The following is a 17,231-nucleotide window of genomic DNA, read 5'->3' as shown; positions in this document are numbered from 1 at the left end:
ATGCAACAGGAATAGACTGAACACCTGACTCTATAAAAGATGCTAAAGGTTATTTATGACTCAACAGCCACAAGCCAAATACCGTCACGACTATCGTGCGCCGGATTACCAGATTACTGATATTGACTTGACCTTTGACCTGAACGCGCAAAAGACGGTGGTTACCGCGATCAGCCAGGCTGTCCGTCATGGTGCATCAGATGCTCCGCTTCGTCTGGACGGCGAAGACCTTAAACTGGTCTCTATTCATATTAATGATGAGCCGTGGACAGCCTGGAAAAAAGAAGAGGGCGCACTGATCATCAATAATTTACCGGAACGTTTTACGCTCAAGATTGTTAATGAAATTAGCCCGGCCTCCAACACCGCGCTGGAAGGGCTTTATCAGTCAGGCGATGCGCTTTGCACCCAGTGCGAAGCCGAAGGTTTCCGCCATATTACGTACTATCTCGACCGCCCGGACGTGCTGGCGCGTTTTACCACCAAAATTGTTGCCGATAAAACTAAATACCCGTTCCTGCTTTCCAACGGTAACCGCGTTGCGCAAGGCGAACTGGAAAACGGACGTCACTGGGTACAGTGGCAGGATCCGTTCCCGAAACCGAGCTATCTGTTTGCGCTGGTAGCTGGTGACTTCGATGTACTTCGCGACACCTTCACTACCCGCTCCGGTCGCGAAGTGGCGCTGGAGCTGTATGTCGATCGCGGCAATCTTGATCGCGCGCCGTGGGCGATGACCTCGCTGAAAAACTCCATGAAATGGGATGAAGAACGCTTTGGCCTGGAGTATGACCTCGACATCTATATGATCGTTGCAGTGGATTTCTTCAACATGGGCGCAATGGAGAATAAAGGTCTTAACATCTTTAACTCCAAATATGTGCTGGCGCGTACCGACACCGCAACCGATAAAGATTATCTCGACATTGAGCGTGTCATCGGTCATGAATATTTCCATAACTGGACCGGTAACCGCGTTACCTGCCGTGACTGGTTCCAGCTCAGTCTGAAAGAAGGCTTGACCGTTTTCCGCGATCAGGAGTTCAGCTCTGACCTTGGTTCCCGCGCAGTTAACCGTATCAACAACGTACGCACCATGCGCGGATTGCAGTTTGCGGAAGATGCCAGCCCGATGGCTCACCCAATCCGTCCGGATATGGTCATTGAAATGAACAACTTCTACACTCTGACCGTTTACGAAAAGGGCGCAGAAGTGATTCGTATGATCCACACCTTGCTGGGCGAAGAAAACTTCCAGAAAGGGATGCAGCTCTATTTCGAGCGTCATGATGGTAGTGCTGCGACCTGCGACGATTTTGTTCAGGCGATGGAAGATGCGTCAAATGTCGATCTTTCCCATTTCCGTCGCTGGTACAGCCAGTCTGGTACACCGATTGTGACCGTTAAAGATGACTACAATCCGGAAACCGAGCAGTACACTCTGACCATCAGCCAGCGCACACCAGCCACGCCGGATCAGGCAGAAAAACAGCCACTGCATATTCCGTTTGCTATTGAATTGTATGACAACGAAGGCAAAGTGATTCCGTTGCAGAAGGGTGGCCATCCGGTCAATCCGGTATTGAATGTCACCCAGGCGGAACAGACCTTTGTCTTCGATAACGTCTACTTCCAGCCTGTGCCTGCGCTGCTGTGCGAATTTTCTGCGCCGGTGAAACTGGAATATAAGTGGAGCGACCAGCAACTGACTTTCCTGATGCGCCATGCGCGTAATGATTTCTCTCGCTGGGATGCGGCACAAAGCCTGCTTGCAACCTACATCAAACTGAACGTCGCCCGTCATCAGCAAGGGCAGCCGCTATCTCTGCCGGTGCATGTTGCAGATGCTTTCCGTGCGGTATTGCTCGATGAGAAGATTGACCCGGCGCTGGCGGCAGAAATCCTGACGCTGCCTTCCGTCAATGAAATGGCAGAACTGTTCGATATCATCGACCCGATTGCCATTGCTGAAGTGCGTGAAGCTCTCACCCGTACTCTGGCGACTGAACTGGCGGATGAGTTGCTGGCTATTTATAACGCGAATTACCAGAGTGAGTACCGCGTTGAGCATGAAGATATTGCGAAACGCACTCTGCGTAATGCCTGCCTGCGTTTCCTCGCTTTTGGTGAAACGCATCTGGCTGACGTGCTGGTGAGCAAGCAGTTCCACGAGGCCAACAATATGACCGATGCGTTGGCGGCGCTCTCGGCGGCGGTTGCTGCGCAGTTACCATGTCGTGACGCGCTGATGCAGGAGTACGACGACAAGTGGCATCAGGACGGCCTGGTGATGGATAAATGGTTTATCCTGCAAGCTACCAGTCCGGCGGCGAATGTGCTGGAGACGGTGCGTAGCCTGTTGCAGCATCGCTCATTTACCATGAGCAACCCGAACCGTATTCGTTCGTTGATTGGTGCGTTTGCGGGCAGCAACCCGGCTGCGTTCCATGCCGAAGATGGCAGCGGTTATCAGTTCCTGGTGGAAATGCTCACCGACCTGAACAGCCGTAACCCGCAGGTGGCTTCGCGCCTGATTGAGCCGCTAATTCGCCTGAAACGTTACGATGCCAAACGTCAGGCAAAAATGCGTGCGGCGCTGGAACAGTTGAAAGGGCTGGAAAATCTCTCTGGCGATCTGTACGAGAAAATCACCAAAGCTCTGGCTTGATACAAACATGCCTGATGCGACGCTTGCAGCGTCTTATCAGGCCTACAAACCTGTTGAAATTGCTGGTTTTGTAGGCCGGATAAGACGTTCACGCCGCATCCGGCAACCGTGCCCAACGGCCTGATGCGACGCTTGACGCGTCTTATCAGGCCTACAAGCCCGTTGAAACTGCTGGTTTTATGCGCCGCATCCGGCATATTAACCATGACGCCGAATCGGTTGTTCAGAATGCCCACGCTGCATCACCCGCTGCAACACTTCTGCTTCCAGCTCCGCTAATCGTACCGACCCTAACCGGCGCGGACGGGGTATATCCACCGTCAAATCCAGACCAATTTTTCCTTCTTCAATTAACAGCACCCGGTCAGCCATCGCCACCGCTTCGCTCACATCATGCGTTACCAGCAAGACGGTAAAACCGTGCTCCTGCCAAAGTGACACAATCAAATCCTGCATCTCCAGTCGCGTTAAGGCGTCCAGTGCCCCGAGCGGTTCATCAAGCAACAATAAACCCGGTCGATGAATCAACGCTCTTGCAAGTGCCACACGCTGTTTTTGCCCGCCAGAAAGTGCGGCAGGCCATTCCCCAGCCCGATTTTCCAGTCCTACCGCAGCCAACGCCCGACGCGCGGCATCGCGCCACTGGCCTTTAAGGCCTAACCCAACGTTATCAATCACCGATTTCCACGGCAGTAAACGGGCATCCTGAAACATCATGCGTGTATCGTCCTGAATTTCGGCAAGTGGCGTTGTGCCCGCTAACACATCGCCTGCGGTTGGCGTTTCCAGACCAGCCAACAGGCGCAGCAGAGTACTTTTACCACCGCCGCTGCGACCGACCACAGCCACAAACTGACCAGCCGGAATATGTAGATCAAGTTGATTCAGAACGATATTTTCTGCGTAATGTTTGCTTACCGCATTGAGCAATAGCGGTGTGCCCTGGTTCAATCGTGCAGTATTCATACCGTGGCCTCCTTCAGATGATAAGCCGGGTTCCAGCGCAGCCAGACGCGCTCTAACAATTGGGCGCTGACGTCAGCAAGTTTGCCGAGCAGGGCGTAAAGAATAATGGCGACTACCACCACATCCGTTTGCAGAAACTCCCGCGCATTCATCGCCAGATAACCAATGCCGGAATTAGCAGAAATGGTTTCGGCAACAATCAGCGTCAGCCACATCAGACCTAACGCAAAGCGCACACCGACCATAATTGAGGGTAAGGCTCCGGGCAGGATCACATGGATAAACAGCGGCACGCCGGATAAGCCATAGCTGCGCGCCATCTCTACCAGCCCGCGATCGATATTACGGATCCCGTGCCAGGTGTTGATATAAATGGGGAATAGCGTGCCAAGCGCCACCAGGAAAATCTTTGCGGACTCATCAATGCCAAACCACAAAATCACCAGTGGGATCAGCGCCAGATGCGGCACGTTGCGCAACATCTGAATTGAGGTATCCAGTAGTCGCTCACCCCAGCGCGACAGCCCGCTAATCAGCCCCAGAATCAATCCCAGCGATCCGCCAATGGAAAAACCGATTAGCGCCCGCCAGGAGCTGATCGCCAGATGCTGCCATAATTCGCCGCTGGCTGAGAGCGTCCAGAACGCCGTCACCACCCCTTCCGGCGAGGGCAAAATACGCGTCGACAACCAGCCAACTGACGAGGCCAGTTGCCACACCGCCACGATGCCCACCGGTAAAAACCAGGGGGCAACGCGCAATAACCACTTTTTCACTGGCGTTGCCATCATCGTGTTCCTTAGCTTTGCGCGACTTTACGGGGGATAAAATCATTCGCCACCGCTTCGCCTTGCGGATTCAGCGGCTGCGGCTGGGGAATTTCCGGAATGGCGACATCCAGATGTGGGAACAGCAACTCGCCGACCCGATACGCTTCTTCCAGATGCGGGTAGCCCGAAAGCACAAAGCTGTCGATGCCAAGCGCGGCGTATTCGTTGATTCGCGCGGCGACCGTCGGGCCATCGCCCACCAGCGCCGTCCCGGCACCGCCGCGCACTAAGCCAACACCCGCCCATAAATTGGGGCTGATCTCCAGATTGTCGCGCTTACCGTTATGCAGCGCCGCCATTCGTTGTTGACCTACGGAATCCGTCCGGGCAAACGCTTCTTGTGCTTTGGCAATCGTCTCATCGTCAAGATGGGAGATTAACCGTTCGGCGGCCTGCCAGGCTTCGTCGTTGGTTTCGCGGACAATTACATGCAGACGAATACCGAAACGGATTTTGCGCCCATGTGCGGCAGCTTTTGCCCGCACTTGTTCGATCTTCTCTTTTACCCGCTCCGGCGGCTCGCCCCAGGTAAGATAAAGATCAACTTGTTCGGCAGCCAGATCCTGAGCGACGTCGGACGATCCGCCAAAGTAAAGAGGAGGATACGGCTGTTGGATCGGTGGAAAGAGCAGTTTTGCTCCTCGCACATGAATATGTTTGCCGTTGAAATCGACGGTTTCCCCCTGCAATAACCGCCGCCAGACCTGAGTAAATTCCGCCGAGGCTTCGTAACGCTCGCTATGATCAAGAAACACGCCGTCGCCTGCCAGCTCTTGCGGATCGCTGCCTGTAACCAGGTTAAACAACGCGCGTCCATTAGAGAGGCGATCAAGCGTGGCAGCCTGGCGAGCGGCTACGGTAGGCGATGTCACACTTGGGCGTAGGGCGACGAGGAACTTAAGCCGTTGCGTCACCGGGATCATCGATGCCGCCACCAGCCACGCATCTTCGCAGGAACGGCCTGTTGGGATCAGCACGCCGGTATAGCCAAGACGATCCGCCGCTTGCGCAATCTGTTGCAGATACCCATGATCAACCGGGCGAGACCCTTCTTCCGTTCCCAGATAATGACCGTCACCGTGCGTGGGTAAAAACCAGAATATATTCAGACTCATAATTGTTTTCCTTCCAGTTGAGTGGGTTGCCAGATGCGTTGACGGATATCGACTTTTTTCGGCACCAGACGATTTTCATAAAACAGGTCGGCAGTGTGTTGCTGTAAAGCAGCAACCTCGGCGTTCACGGGTTTGATGGTGGTAGGGGGGCGATGATCCAGATACGAGGCAATCACCGGTGCCGGTAAGCCCATCGTTTTTGCCAGTAAAGAGATACTTTGCTCGCGCTGGCTGCGGGTTAACGCATCAGCTTCGCTAAAGGTTGTCAGTACGCCCTGAATAAATGCGCCGTTTTTTTCCGCATAGGGACGGGCTGCCAGATAAAACGATCCTGTTTGATTGAGATCGGTGCCATCTTTCAGCACCCGCACGCCGCCCTGCAATAACGCAGCAGAGTAGTAAGGATCCCAGATAGCCCAGGCGTCGACGTTACCCTGCTGGAATGCAGCGCGCGCATCGGCGGGCGTCAGATAGGTCGGCTGGATATCAGTGAATTTAAGCCCGGCCTGTTGCAGTGCGCGCAGTAAAAGGTTGTGCGAACTTGAACCTTTCTGAAACGCGACTTTGTGCCCCTTTAGTTCAGCCACAGTTTTGATCGGGCTGTTTTCGGGCACCAGAATCACTTCGGCTTTTGGTTTCGGCGGCTCGACACCGACATAAACCAAATCAGCACCGGCGGCCTGAGCAAAGATTGGAGGAATGTCCCCCGTACTGCCCAGATCGATACTGCCGACGTTTAATGCCTCCAACATTTGCGGGCCAGCGGGAAACTCCACCCACGAGATTTTGGTTTGCGGATAGCGTGTTTCCAGTAACTGGTGGCTTTTTGCCAACACCATGCTGATGCTGCCTTTCTGATAACCTATCCGTAACGCTTCAGGAGAAGACTCCGCAGCAATCGCGAGCGTAGAGGCGCTGAATAATCCCACCAGCACCAGTTTAAAAATATTACGCATGGGCGTTACCTCGCAGAGAGAGAAAGTCAGGAACCTGGACATCACGGCGGTGCAACGCCTGCCAGAAGGTATCGAGCGCGGTATCAAGACGGGATTGCAGATTCGGCGTGAATTGCGGCTTATGTTGGAAATCAAGCACCTGTGAGTCATCGGCAAATACGCCGTGTAGGATCTCCTGGGCTTTTAGTGCGCTTAAAACTGGTTTAAGTGCGTAATCAACCGCCAGCAGGTGAGCCACCGTGCCACCTGTCGCCAGCGGCAACACCACTTTTCCTTGCAGTGCGCGTTCTGGTAGCAGGTCGAGAAGCGTTTTCAGTGCGCCGGAATAGGCGGCTTTGTAGACGGGCGTGGCGACAATCAGCCCATCAGCCTCTTGCAACTGATCGGTGAAGGTCTTGAGTGCCGGACTATCGAAACGGGCATAAAGCAAATCTTCCGGGGAGAAGTTTTGCAGATTCCAGTGATAAACCTCGACATCCAGGCCATTCAATTTTTCTCGCGCATATTCCAGCAAAGAACTGGAGCGAGAGGGAAAGCGAGGACTTCCTGCCAGGGTGATGACACGCATATTCTCTCCTTATAACCAATTGTTCTTGTTTTGTTAACATTGATAACAATTCGCTCAGTCTGTCGGAGGGAAAAGCAAATGCCAAATATAATTTTTGTGTATGTTTTTCTAAAAATGAACTAAAGGATGTTATTAAAATATCACTTGTATTTATTTATTGGGCTGTCGTTTTATATTGAATCAATATATTGCCAATGAGTACCATGAAATTATATTCACTAAATCTATAAGTTAAGAAAATGTCATTTATTTGGGTGAATAGACCCGGTTTAAATAGCGGACAATTATTGATATTATTAAATGCGATGTCATTTATAGGCATTATCATATTTACGAAGAAATCAGGATGATAACGATGAAAAAAAGTGTATTGACGGCGTTTATAACTGTGGTATGTACAACTTCCAGCGTTATGGCGGCTGATGATAATGCCATCACGGACGGTACAGTAACGTTTAATGGTAAAGTCATCGCACCTGCCTGCACGCTGGTCGCTGCGACGAAAGATTCAATAGTCACATTGCCAAATGTCAGTGCAACGAAGTTGCAAAGTAATGGCGCAGTCTCTGGTGTAAAAACTGATGTACCAATTGCATTAGAAGACTGTGATGTTACTGTAACTAAAAATGCTGCTTTCACCTTTAGCGGTACGGCTGACGCCACACAGACTACAGCATTCGCCAACCAGGCTTCTACCGATGCAGCGACTAATGTCGCTCTACAAATGTATATGCCGGATGGTACTACAACAGTGACTCCCGGTACGGAAACTGAAAATATTCAGTTAGCGGATTCTGCTGAGCAAACAGTGACCTTTAAAGTTGATTATATCGCTACGGGTAAAGCGACTTCAGGTAATGTTAATGCGGTAACTGATTTCCATATTAACTATTATTAATAGAACTCATTAATTGTTTTATTAATTAGTACCCCTCCAGTGTTCTGGAGGGGATATTCATATTTTTTAAGAGTACCTGTTTATGAAAACTTGCATAACAAAGGGAATTGTGACCGTAAGTTTAACGGTAATATTACTAAACTGTATGTCCGTCTGGGCCGCAGGTAAAGGTGGAGTAGGACTTGCCGCCACGCGTCTGGTTTATTCTGAAAGTGAAGAACAAATTTCACTTGGCGTGCGTAACACCAGTCCTGATGTTTCTTATCTTATTCAGTCATGGGTGATGACGCCGGATAATAAAAAATCAGCAGATTTTATTATTACGCCACCGCTATTTGTGCTGAATCCGGCAAATGAGAATCTGTTACGCATTATGTATATTGGTGCACCGTTAGCAAAAGACAGGGAAAGCCTTTTCTATACCAGTGTGCGTGCCGTTCCTGCCACAACAAAGCGGGAAGAGGGCAATACCCTGAAGATTGCCACGCAAAGTGTTATCAAACTGTTCTGGCGACCAAAAGGTTTACCGTATTCCGTTAGTGAGGCTCCGGCAAAACTGCGTTGCACCTCGTCAGCCGACGTGATTACAGTCAGTAATCCAACGCCTTACTTCATTACCCTTACAAACCTGAAAATAGGTGGGAAAACGGTTAAAAATCAAATGATCTCCCCCGTTGATAAATATCAATTCTCTCTGCCTAAGGGAGCCAAAAACAGCAGCGTAACGTACCAAACAATCAATGACTATGGGGCGGAAACGCCGCAACTCAACTGTAAATCGTAAGTCGTCTTCAGTTAAGAGAGCGAGATGCATAGAACTCAACGACAACACAGCCTGTTAAGCTCTGGTGGAGTGCCATCGTTTATTGGTGGGCTGGTGGTGTTTGTGTCGGCGGCGTTCAATGCACAAGCTGAAACCTGGTTCGATCCTGCCTTTTTCAAAGATGATCCCTCAATGGTGGCCGATTTGTCCCGTTTCGAAAAAGGACAAAAAATAACGCCAGGGGTTTATCGTGTCGATATTGTTCTGAACCAGACAATTGTAGATACGCGCAACGTCAATTTTGTTGAGATAACGCCAGAGAAGGGGATTGCTGCCTGTTTAACGACTGAAAGCCTGGATGCAATGGGCGTGAATACTGACGCGTTTCCGGCTTTTAAACAACTGGACAAACAAGCGTGCGCGCCGTTGACGGAAATTATTCCCGATGCCAGCGTGACCTTTGATGTGAATAAACTCCGTCTGGAAATTTCAGTACCGCAAATCGCCATCAAAAGTAACGCTCGTGGCTACGTTCCCCCTGAACGTTGGGATGAAGGGATCAACGCGCTATTACTGGGATATTCATTTAGCGGTGCTAACAGCATTCACAGCAGTACAAGCAGTGATTCTGGTGACAGCTATTTTCTGAATTTAAACAGTGGCGTGAATTTAGGTTCGTGGAGATTGCGCAACAATTCAACATGGAGTCGTAGTAGCGGACAACCCGCAGAATGGAAGAATCTCAGCAGCTACCTGCAGCGGGCAGTTATTCCATTAAAAGGTGAATTGACCGTGGGTGATGATTATACAGCAGGCGATTTTTTCGATAGCGTCAGCTTTCGTGGCGTGCAACTGGCGTCAGATGACAACATGCTGCCAGACAGTTTGAAAGGCTTTGCGCCAGTGGTGCGTGGTATCGCAAAAAGCAATGCTCAGATAACAATTAAACAAAACGGCTATACCATCTACCAAACCTATGTTTCGCCTGGTGCTTTTGAAATTAGTGATCTCTATTCCACGTCGTCTAGTGGTGATTTGCTGGTTGAAATTAAAGAAGCTGACGGCAGCGTCAATAGTTACAGCGTACCTTTTTCCAGCGTGCCATTGCTCCAGCGTCAGGGGCGAATCAAATACGCGGTGACACTGGCGAAATACAGAACCAATAGCAATGACCAACAAGAAAGTAAATTTGCTCAGGCTACGCTGCAATGGGGTGGGCCGTGGGGAATGACCTGGTATGGCGGTGGGCAATATGCTGAATATTACCGTGCTGCGATGTTTGGCATGGGGTTTAACCTCGGCGATTTCGGGGCAATTTCGTTCGATGCAACCCAGGCGAAGAGTACACTGGCAGATCAAAGTGAACATAAAGGTCAGTCGTATCGTTTCCTGTATGCCAAAACGCTTAACCAGTTTGGCACTAATTTTCAGTTGATGGGTTATCGCTATTCTACTTCCGGTTTCTACACACTTTCCGACGCCATGTATAAACACATGGATGGTTACGAATTTAATGACGGTGATGACGAAGACACGCCGATGTGGTCGCGTTATTACAATTTGTATTACACCAAACGCGGCAAACTTCAGCTCAATATCTCCCAGCAATTAGGCGAGTACGGTTCGTTTTATTTAAGCGGCAGTCAGCAGACATACTGGCATACGAATCAACAGGATCGGTTATTACAGTTTGGTTATAACACGCAAATTAAAGATGTTTCCCTGGGACTATCGTGGAACTACAGTAAATCACGTGGCCAGCCTGAAGCCGACCAGGTATTTGCGCTGAATTTTTCCTTACCGTTCAGTTTATTGCTTCCAAAGACTAATGATAGCTATACCGCGAAAAAGAATTACGCCTGGGTGACCTCAAATACCAGCGTCGATAACGAGGGACATATAACGCAAAACCTGGGTTTAACGGAGACATTACTCGACGACGGTAATCTGAGTTATAGCGTGCAACAGGGTTATAACAGCGAAGGAAAAACCGCCAACGGCAGCGCCAGCATGGATTACAAGGGTGCGTTTGGTGATGCCAGAGTGGGATATAACTACAGCGATAATGCCCGACAGCAACAGCTTAATTATGCACTTTCAGGCGGTTTAGTTGCCCATTCGCACGGTATTACGTTGGGTCAATCATTGGGTGAAACAAATGTTTTGATTGCTGCTCCGGGCGCAGAAAATACCCGAGTGGCAAACAGCACTGGCCTGAAAACCGACTGGCGCGGCTATACCGTTGTCCCTTATGCCACTTCTTACCGGGAAAATCGCATTGCGCTCGATGCCGCGTCGTTGAGACGTAATGTGGATATTGAAAATGCAGTAGTAAACGTGGTGCCCACCAAAGGGGCGCTGGTATTGGCGCAATTCAGTGCCCATGTTGGGGCCAGAGTATTAATGAAAACATCAAAGCAGGGTATGCCGCTGCGCTTTGGCGCGATGGCAACACTGGATGGCGTACAGACAAATAGCGGCATTATTGATGATGATGGCTCGCTCTATATGTCAGGTTTACCGGCGAAGGGAACGATAACCGTACGCTGGGGCGAAGCTTCCGATCAGGCTTGCCGAATAAGTTATCAACTAACCGAACAGCAAATTAACTCAGCGATTACGCGTATGGAGGCCATATGCAGATAAATTCTATTTCATTATTACGACTGATTTTTGCTGCCGTGTTAATACTTTGGGGCGCTCAAGCCGCTGCTTATACCGGACAGTGCCATGTTACGCAGGGGAACCCTTATATTGGCGTTAATTTTGGCGTTAAAACTCTCGACGAAGAAGAAAATACAGCAGGAGTTGTCAAAGATAAATTTTATCAGTGGAACGAATCGAATGATTATTATGTTTCCTGTGATTGCGATAAAGACAATGTCAGAAGTGGCCTGTGGGCATTCGCTGCTGATTCACCGTTACCCTATTTAGGCGACAGCTGGTACAAAATCAACGACTATCTGGCGGCTAAGGTATTGCTCCAGGTGAAAGGGAATTCTCCAACTGCAGTACCGTTTGAAAATATTGGTACAGGGTCTGACAACCGATGGCATATTTGCGATCCTGGTGGGCAACGATTAGGTGGCCAGGGAGCAAGCGGCAATAGCGGGAGTTTTTCCCTGAAAATATTACAGCCGTTTGTCGGTTCGGTAACCATTCCGCCGATGGCGCTGGCGCGATTATTCGAATGTTACAACATACCCGCAGGTAATTCCTGTACGGCCACAGGTACACCGGTTCTGGTGTATTACCTGTCAGGTACTATCAATTCTTTGGAATCATGCTCTGTTAACGCCGGAGAGACCATCGAAGTGGATTTGGGGGATGTATTTGCCGCTAACTTTCGGGTTGTGGGTCATAAACCACTGGGAGCCAATATCGCAGGTCTATCGATTCCTGTCAGGTGTAATACCGGAAACTCCGGACTGGTTAACGTTAATTTAAGTCTGACGGCAACCAGCGATCCCAATTATCCCCAGGCGATTAAGACTTCACGTCCCGGTGTCGGTGTTGTAGTCACTGACAGCCAGAACAATATTATTTCCCCGGCAGGAGGAACGCTACCGCTCTCAATTCCTGATGATGCGGACAGTATCGCGCGAATGAATGTTTATCCGGTCAGCACGACGGGCGTACCACCGGAAACCGGGCGCTTTGAAGCCACGGCGACGGTAAGAATAAACTTTGACTGACGCGTGAATACATGAAGAAAAATACAATAATTCAGTATGTTGTCTTGTCGTTGACTCTGCTTAATGCACATGTCGGGACGGCTGGACCTGAGCAGGTCAGTATGCATATTTATGGCAATGTGGTCGATCAGGGCTGCGATGTCTCTACTAAAAGCGCATTACAAAATATCCATATTGGTGATTTTAATATCAGCGATTTTCAGACCGCGAATACCGTAAGCACTGCTGCTGATTTGAATATTGATATTACCGGCTGTGCCGCTGGTATTACTGGCGCGGATGTCCTTTTTAGCGGCGAAGCTGATTCCCTTGCACCGACATTACTCAAATTAACCGACACAGGCGGAAGCGGTGGAATGGCAACGGGGATTGCCGTGCAAATTCTCGATGCACAAACCCAGCAAGAAATCCCGCTCAACCAGGTACAACCGCTCACCCCCTTAAAAGCAGGGGATAACACACTCAAGTATCAACTGCGTTACAAGTCTACAAAGACGGGAGCAACGGGCGGTAATGCGACTGCTGTCCTGTATTTTGATCTGGTTTACCAGTGAAGGAGTGATGTTGAAACGGATAATCTTGATTCTGTGCTTGCTGGGATTAACGGGAGGCGGCACGGTGTTTGCTCATGATGGCACGGTAAACATCAGTGGATCGTTTCGCCGTAACACGTGCGTACTGGCACAGGATAGCAAGCAAATTAATGTACCGTTAGGTGATGTCTCGCTGACGCGTTTTTCTCATGGGAATTATGGTCCGGAGAAATCTTTCATGATTAATTTGCAGGATTGCGGAACAGATGTCAGCACGGTAGACGTCACCTTTTCAGGAATACCCGACGGAATGCAGAGCGAAATGCTGTCCATTGAAAGTGGTACGGATGCAGCCAGTGGGCTGGCTATTGCGATTCTGGATGATGCGAAAATATTGATACCGCTTAATCAGGCGAGCAAAGACTACAGCTTACATAGCGGTAATGTGCCATTAACGTTTTATGCGCAACTGCGACCTGTCGGTGGCGGTGTGCAGTCGGGCAATGTGAGTGCCAGCGCGACATTTGTACTTCATTATGACTAATATCTGGAACAGATTTACGCTGTCTATTTTTGTCGTCTTACTCCTGCTGGTAGCGGGAGAGTTACAGGCGGGGGTTGTGGTTGGGGGAACGCGATTTGTCTTTCCTGCTGACAGAGAATCGATTTCGATTTCACTGACCAATACCAGTCAGGAATCCTGGCTTATCAACAGTAAAATTAATCGCCCTGTACGCTGGGCGGGGGGAGATGCACCTGCCACATCAGCACCATTACTGGCAGCTCCGCCGCTTTTTCTGTTGAAGCCGGGAACCACAGGAACGTTGCGCTTGCTGAAAACTGAAAGCAATTTATTACCTGCGGATCGTGAAACGCTATTCGAATTAAGCATTGCCAGCGTGCCTTCTGGCAAAGTGGAAAATCAAAGCGTGAAAGTGGCGATGCGTTCAGTATTTAAACTGTTCTGGCGACCCGAAGGTTTGCAAGGCGATCCGTTGGAGGCTTATCAACAATTACGCTGGTCACGGACTTCGCAGGGGGTGCAACTGATTAACCCCACGCCTTACTACATCAACTTGATTCAGGTTAGCGTAAATGGTCAACCGCTAAGCAACGCGGGGGTTGTGGCTCCTAAAAGTCAGCGTCAGACAAGTTGGTGCCAGTCAGTGGCACAGTGCCAGGTCTCCTGGCGGACGATAAATGATTACGGCGGTTTGAGTGAAAAGAAGGAGCAAAATCTGCCCTAAAACAGGTTCAGAAAACGTTTGCGCTTTTTTTGCCACAGGTCAATTCCCTTTTGATCCGAACTCGCACATAATACGCACCCGGTTTGCACACCGGGAATCCAGGAGAGTTCATGTACTACCCCTTCGTTCGTAAAGCCCTGTTCCAGCTCGATCCTGAGCGCGCTCATGAGTTTACTTTTCAGCAATTACGTCGCATTACCGGAACGCCGTTTGAAGCACTTGTTCGACAGAACGTTCCAGCGAAACCGGTTAACTGCATGGGACTGACCTTTAAAAATCCGCTTGGTCTGGCTGCCGGTCTTGATAAAGACGGGGAGTGTATTGACGCTTTAGGCGCAATGGGATTTGGATCGATCGAGATCGGCACTGTCACCCCTCGTCCACAACCAGGAAATGACAAGCCACGTCTCTTCCGCCTGGTGGATGCTGAAGGTTTGATCAACCGTATGGGCTTTAATAACCTCGGCGTTGATAACCTCGTTGAGAACGTTAAAAAAGCACATTATGATGGCGTTCTGGGAATTAATATCGGTAAAAATAAAGATACACCGGTTGAGCAAGGCAAAGATGACTATCTGATTTGTATGGAGAAAATCTACGCCTATGCAGGATATATCGCCATCAATATCTCATCACCGAATACCCCAGGATTACGTACTCTGCAATATGGCGAAGCACTGGATGATTTATTAACGGCAATTAAAAATAAGCAAAATGATTTGCAAGCGATGCACCATAAATATGTGCCGATCGCAGTGAAGATCGCGCCGGATCTTTCTGAAGAGGAGTTGATCCAGGTGGCCGATAGTTTGGTACGCCATAATATTGATGGCGTTATTGCGACTAATACCACCCTCGATCGTTCTTTAGTTCAGGGAATGAAAAATTGCGAGCAAACCGGTGGCTTAAGTGGTCGTCCGTTACAATTAAAAAGCACAGAAATTATTCGCCGCTTGTCGCAGGAATTAAATGGTCGTTTACCGATCATTGGTGTTGGTGGTATTGACTCGGTTATCGCTGCCCGTGAGAAGATAGCCGCAGGAGCCTCACTGGTGCAAATTTATTCTGGTTTTATTTTTAAAGGGCCGCCGCTGATTAAAGAAATCGTTACTCATATCTAATTATTTCTTTCACTTTCTCTTTATAAGATAATCAGGGCTTTATTTTCAGCCCTGGTTGTTTTATATTCATTCCTGTTACTTATTTAGACATTTTGTACTTTTCTTGTTGAGGTTATTAAGCAAAGCAACAATGGAATGTGTTGCAGTGAATTTATAGGGTAGAGGAGAGGCATATGCGAATTAAACCAGACGATAACTGGCGTTGGTATTACGATGAAGAGCATGATCGAATGATGCTTGATTTAGCCAATGGTATGCTGTTTCGCTCACGTTTTGCACGTAAAATGTTGACGCCGGATGCTTTTTCTCCTGCGGGATTTTGCGTTGATGACGCCGCGCTCTATTTCACGTTTGAAGAAAAATGCCGCGACCTTAACTTATCAAAAGAACAAAAAGCTGAACTGGTGCTTAATGCACTGGTAGCGATTCGTTATCTCAAACCGCAAATGCCGAAAAGCTGGCATTTTGTTTCTCATGGCGAAATGTGGGCACCAGCGTCGGGTGATGCTGCCTGTGTCTGGTTAAGCGACACCAATGAGCAGGTCAATTTACTGGTTATTGAATCTGGCGAAAATGCCGCACTTTGCCTGCTGGCGCAACCTTGCGTCATTATCGCCGGGCGCGCCATGCAACTGGGTGACGCCATCAAAATTATGAATGACAGGCTGAGACCGCATGTGAGTTATGACAGCGTCAGCCTTGAACAAGCCGTTTAACTTTTCAGTTTCAATGCAGTCTTCGGTACGCAACTACAGCAAAGAATTGTTCCATCGTCGCTCATAGCTGATTTTTTCAGCGGGGTGACTTCGCCTTCGAGAAGCTGAACACGACAACTTCCACATATGCCGGCACGGCAAGAATAGGGAATACGAATCCCTTGATTTTCTAATTGTTCCAGCAGTACCTGTTGGTTATTACCGCGAAATGCCCGCCCTTGCCAGTTGATATCAACATTCGCATTCGGTTGTTGGGGCGCAGGGAAAGTATCGTCCGTTGCGGCCGCACCGTAGACTTTTGCCGGTGCTGTCGCCAGGATTTCCACCTCATCGCCAACACGGATAACACCACTGTTACGGGCAATTAAGTTCTGACCGAAATCGACATCGCCGTTATCCTGGGCTGTACGGAAAGATTGCAGCGTTTTTAATGGTTCGCCAGCCGGATGCTTTTGCCCTTTTTCCGGGCTAACGGTGGTGAAAATACAACGGCTACAAGGTTTCACCACATCGAACACCACATCGCCAATACGAATCACTTTCCAGGTGTCTTCTTCCCACGCGGCTACGCCAGAAACAACCAGATTGGGGCGGAATTGTTCCATTTTGACACTTGCCGGACAGCGTTGTTGGAGATCGCGCAATGAAGCTTCATTGACGAGCAGATACGGATAGCCATCAGCGAATGACAGGGGTACAGTGTTGTGGCGTTTTACGCGCCGCGTCATCTGCGGCCCCACCCAGCGCAATTGCACGTCGCGGGAGAAAAATCCGCTTAACCATTTGTTAATCTCATCTGGCGCAATGCGCGCAGTAAAATGGTTACCCCACACTTCCGTTGGTGCGTCCTGTTTGGCGAAATCGGCAAAGCGGACCCACGCGCTGCTACCATCGGGCGCGGTGAGATGTAAGCCGTCATGCACGGGAGAAGGGGTAAACCGTACCATTTGCGGAAACTGACGAGCGGTAATAAACGTACCGTCAGGTTCTGTCAGCATAAAAATGCGATCGAAGGCCAGCCCGCTGATATCTGCAAGAGCGTGTGTCAGACCGATGCCACGCATGGATTTAACAGGATGAATAAAAAGCCGGGTTAATGTCGCCACGGTGCGGTCCCCAAATGAAAATAAGCCCTCAACTTTATGACATGACGGA

At 49.6% G+C, this 17,231-nt stretch carries 16 protein-coding genes; 10 read left to right on the top strand and 6 right to left on the bottom strand.

Annotated elements, in window-relative coordinates; translation table 11 throughout:
- Positions 1–55 precede the first annotated feature (55 nt).
- Positions 56–2,668, top strand: coding sequence for an aminopeptidase N (pepN, locus tag HEN21_RS09855; protein WP_016158005.1), 2,613 nt, complete (start codon positions 56–58; stop codon positions 2,666–2,668).
- A gap of 198 nt (positions 2,669–2,866) precedes the next feature.
- Here the strand turns inward: pepN and ssuB are convergent, their stop codons facing one another.
- Genes ssuB through ssuE form a run of 5 tightly spaced genes read right to left on the bottom strand, consistent with a single transcriptional unit; the run spans position 2,867 to position 7,103 of the window.
- A complete protein-coding gene (ssuB, locus tag HEN21_RS09850; protein WP_001090494.1) occupies positions 2,867–3,634 on the bottom strand; it encodes an aliphatic sulfonates ABC transporter ATP-binding protein in 768 nt (255 codons plus the stop codon).
- A complete protein-coding gene (gene ssuC, locus HEN21_RS09845; protein WP_024191088.1) occupies positions 3,631–4,422 on the bottom strand; it encodes an aliphatic sulfonate ABC transporter permease SsuC in 792 nt (263 codons plus the stop codon). The genes ssuB and ssuC overlap by 4 nt, the downstream gene beginning before the upstream one ends.
- Before the next feature lie 11 nt (positions 4,423–4,433).
- A complete protein-coding gene (ssuD, locus tag HEN21_RS09840; RefSeq protein WP_176252264.1) occupies positions 4,434–5,579 on the bottom strand; it encodes an FMNH2-dependent alkanesulfonate monooxygenase in 1,146 nt (381 codons plus the stop codon).
- Positions 5,576–6,535, bottom strand: a complete 960-nt coding sequence (gene ssuA / locus HEN21_RS09835; RefSeq protein ID WP_016158008.1) for an aliphatic sulfonate ABC transporter substrate-binding protein SsuA — start codon at positions 6,533–6,535, stop codon at positions 5,576–5,578. The genes ssuD and ssuA overlap by 4 nt, the downstream gene beginning before the upstream one ends.
- On the bottom strand, positions 6,528–7,103 hold the full coding sequence (gene ssuE / locus HEN21_RS09830) for an NADPH-dependent FMN reductase (RefSeq protein ID WP_001263940.1): 576 nt from the start codon (positions 7,101–7,103) through the stop codon (positions 6,528–6,530). The genes ssuA and ssuE overlap by 8 nt, the downstream gene beginning before the upstream one ends.
- Positions 7,104–7,458: 355 nt before the next feature.
- Here ssuE and HEN21_RS09825 point away from each other — a divergent pair, with 355 nt between their 5' ends.
- From HEN21_RS09825 to zapC, 9 genes are all read left to right on the top strand, one after another.
- Positions 7,459–8,001, top strand: a complete 543-nt coding sequence (locus HEN21_RS09825; protein WP_000750302.1) for a fimbrial protein — start codon at positions 7,459–7,461, stop codon at positions 7,999–8,001.
- An 82-nt stretch (positions 8,002–8,083) separates the two neighbouring features.
- Positions 8,084–8,785 (top strand): fimbrial biogenesis chaperone, encoded by a 702-nt coding sequence (locus HEN21_RS09820; RefSeq protein ID WP_016158009.1) that lies wholly within the window; start codon positions 8,084–8,086, stop codon positions 8,783–8,785.
- Positions 8,786–8,809: 24 nt separating this feature from the next.
- Positions 8,810–11,410: a fimbrial biogenesis usher protein gene (locus tag HEN21_RS09815; RefSeq protein ID WP_176252265.1), complete on the top strand. Its 2,601-nt coding sequence runs from the start codon at positions 8,810–8,812 to the stop codon at positions 11,408–11,410.
- Positions 11,401–12,459, top strand: coding sequence for a fimbrial protein (locus HEN21_RS09810; protein WP_176252266.1), 1,059 nt, complete (start codon positions 11,401–11,403; stop codon positions 12,457–12,459). The genes HEN21_RS09815 and HEN21_RS09810 overlap by 10 nt, the downstream gene beginning before the upstream one ends.
- A gap of 11 nt (positions 12,460–12,470) precedes the next feature.
- Entirely contained in the window at positions 12,471–13,013 is a 543-nt protein-coding gene (locus HEN21_RS09805) for a fimbrial protein (protein WP_016231655.1), read from the top strand.
- Between the two features lie 7 nt (positions 13,014–13,020).
- On the top strand, positions 13,021–13,536 hold the full coding sequence (locus tag HEN21_RS09800; RefSeq protein WP_000919390.1) for a fimbrial protein: 516 nt from the start codon (positions 13,021–13,023) through the stop codon (positions 13,534–13,536).
- Positions 13,529–14,239, top strand: a complete 711-nt coding sequence (locus tag HEN21_RS09795) for a fimbrial chaperone (RefSeq protein ID WP_010348853.1) — start codon at positions 13,529–13,531, stop codon at positions 14,237–14,239. Before HEN21_RS09800 ends, HEN21_RS09795 begins: the two co-directional genes overlap by 8 nt.
- Before the next feature lie 110 nt (positions 14,240–14,349).
- A complete protein-coding gene (pyrD, locus tag HEN21_RS09790) occupies positions 14,350–15,360 on the top strand; it encodes a quinone-dependent dihydroorotate dehydrogenase (protein WP_010355464.1) in 1,011 nt (336 codons plus the stop codon).
- A 173-nt stretch (positions 15,361–15,533) separates the two neighbouring features.
- Positions 15,534–16,076 carry a cell division protein ZapC gene (gene zapC / locus HEN21_RS09785; RefSeq protein WP_001220664.1) on the top strand — a complete coding sequence of 181 codons (543 nt, stop codon included), beginning with the start codon at positions 15,534–15,536 and terminating at the stop codon, positions 16,074–16,076.
- Here zapC and ycbX read toward each other — a convergent pair.
- Complete coding sequence (ycbX, locus tag HEN21_RS09780) at positions 16,073–17,182, bottom strand: 6-N-hydroxylaminopurine resistance protein YcbX (protein WP_000224256.1); 1,110 nt, start codon at positions 17,180–17,182, stop codon at positions 16,073–16,075. The genes zapC and ycbX overlap by 4 nt on opposite strands.
- Between the last annotated feature and the right edge of the window lie 49 nt (positions 17,183–17,231).

Origin of the sequence: Escherichia sp. 93.1518 (assembly GCF_013368915.2) — a bacterium.
Taxonomy (GTDB): Bacteria; Pseudomonadota; Gammaproteobacteria; order Enterobacterales; family Enterobacteriaceae; genus Escherichia; species Escherichia ruysiae.
This window is presented reverse-complemented; position numbering and strand designations above follow the sequence as displayed.

Bases quoted from the DNA above. Each gene is read 5' to 3' on its own strand.
- HEN21_RS09800 (WP_000919390.1), top strand. From the start codon at position 13,021: ATGTTGAAACGGATAATCTTGATTCTGTGCTTGCTGGGATTAACGGGA.
- HEN21_RS09825 (WP_000750302.1), top strand. From the start codon at position 7,459: ATGAAAAAAAGTGTATTGACGGCGTTTATAACTGTGGTATGTACAACT.
- HEN21_RS09820 (WP_016158009.1), top strand. From the start codon at position 8,084: ATGAAAACTTGCATAACAAAGGGAATTGTGACCGTAAGTTTAACGGTA.
- HEN21_RS09810 (WP_176252266.1), top strand. From the start codon at position 11,401: ATGCAGATAAATTCTATTTCATTATTACGACTGATTTTTGCTGCCGTG.
- pyrD (WP_010355464.1), top strand. From the start codon at position 14,350: ATGTACTACCCCTTCGTTCGTAAAGCCCTGTTCCAGCTCGATCCTGAG.
- ssuE (WP_001263940.1), bottom strand. From the start codon at position 7,103: ATGCGTGTCATCACCCTGGCAGGAAGTCCTCGCTTTCCCTCTCGCTCC.
- pepN (WP_016158005.1), top strand. From the start codon at position 56: ATGACTCAACAGCCACAAGCCAAATACCGTCACGACTATCGTGCGCCG.
- ssuB (WP_001090494.1), bottom strand. From the start codon at position 3,634: ATGAATACTGCACGATTGAACCAGGGCACACCGCTATTGCTCAATGCG.
- zapC (WP_001220664.1), top strand. From the start codon at position 15,534: ATGCGAATTAAACCAGACGATAACTGGCGTTGGTATTACGATGAAGAG.
- HEN21_RS09815 (WP_176252265.1), top strand. From the start codon at position 8,810: ATGCATAGAACTCAACGACAACACAGCCTGTTAAGCTCTGGTGGAGTG.
- ssuD (WP_176252264.1), bottom strand. From the start codon at position 5,579: ATGAGTCTGAATATATTCTGGTTTTTACCCACGCACGGTGACGGTCAT.
- ssuA (WP_016158008.1), bottom strand. From the start codon at position 6,535: ATGCGTAATATTTTTAAACTGGTGCTGGTGGGATTATTCAGCGCCTCT.
- ssuC (WP_024191088.1), bottom strand. From the start codon at position 4,422: ATGGCAACGCCAGTGAAAAAGTGGTTATTGCGCGTTGCCCCCTGGTTT.
- HEN21_RS09805 (WP_016231655.1), top strand. From the start codon at position 12,471: ATGAAGAAAAATACAATAATTCAGTATGTTGTCTTGTCGTTGACTCTG.
- HEN21_RS09795 (WP_010348853.1), top strand. From the start codon at position 13,529: ATGACTAATATCTGGAACAGATTTACGCTGTCTATTTTTGTCGTCTTA.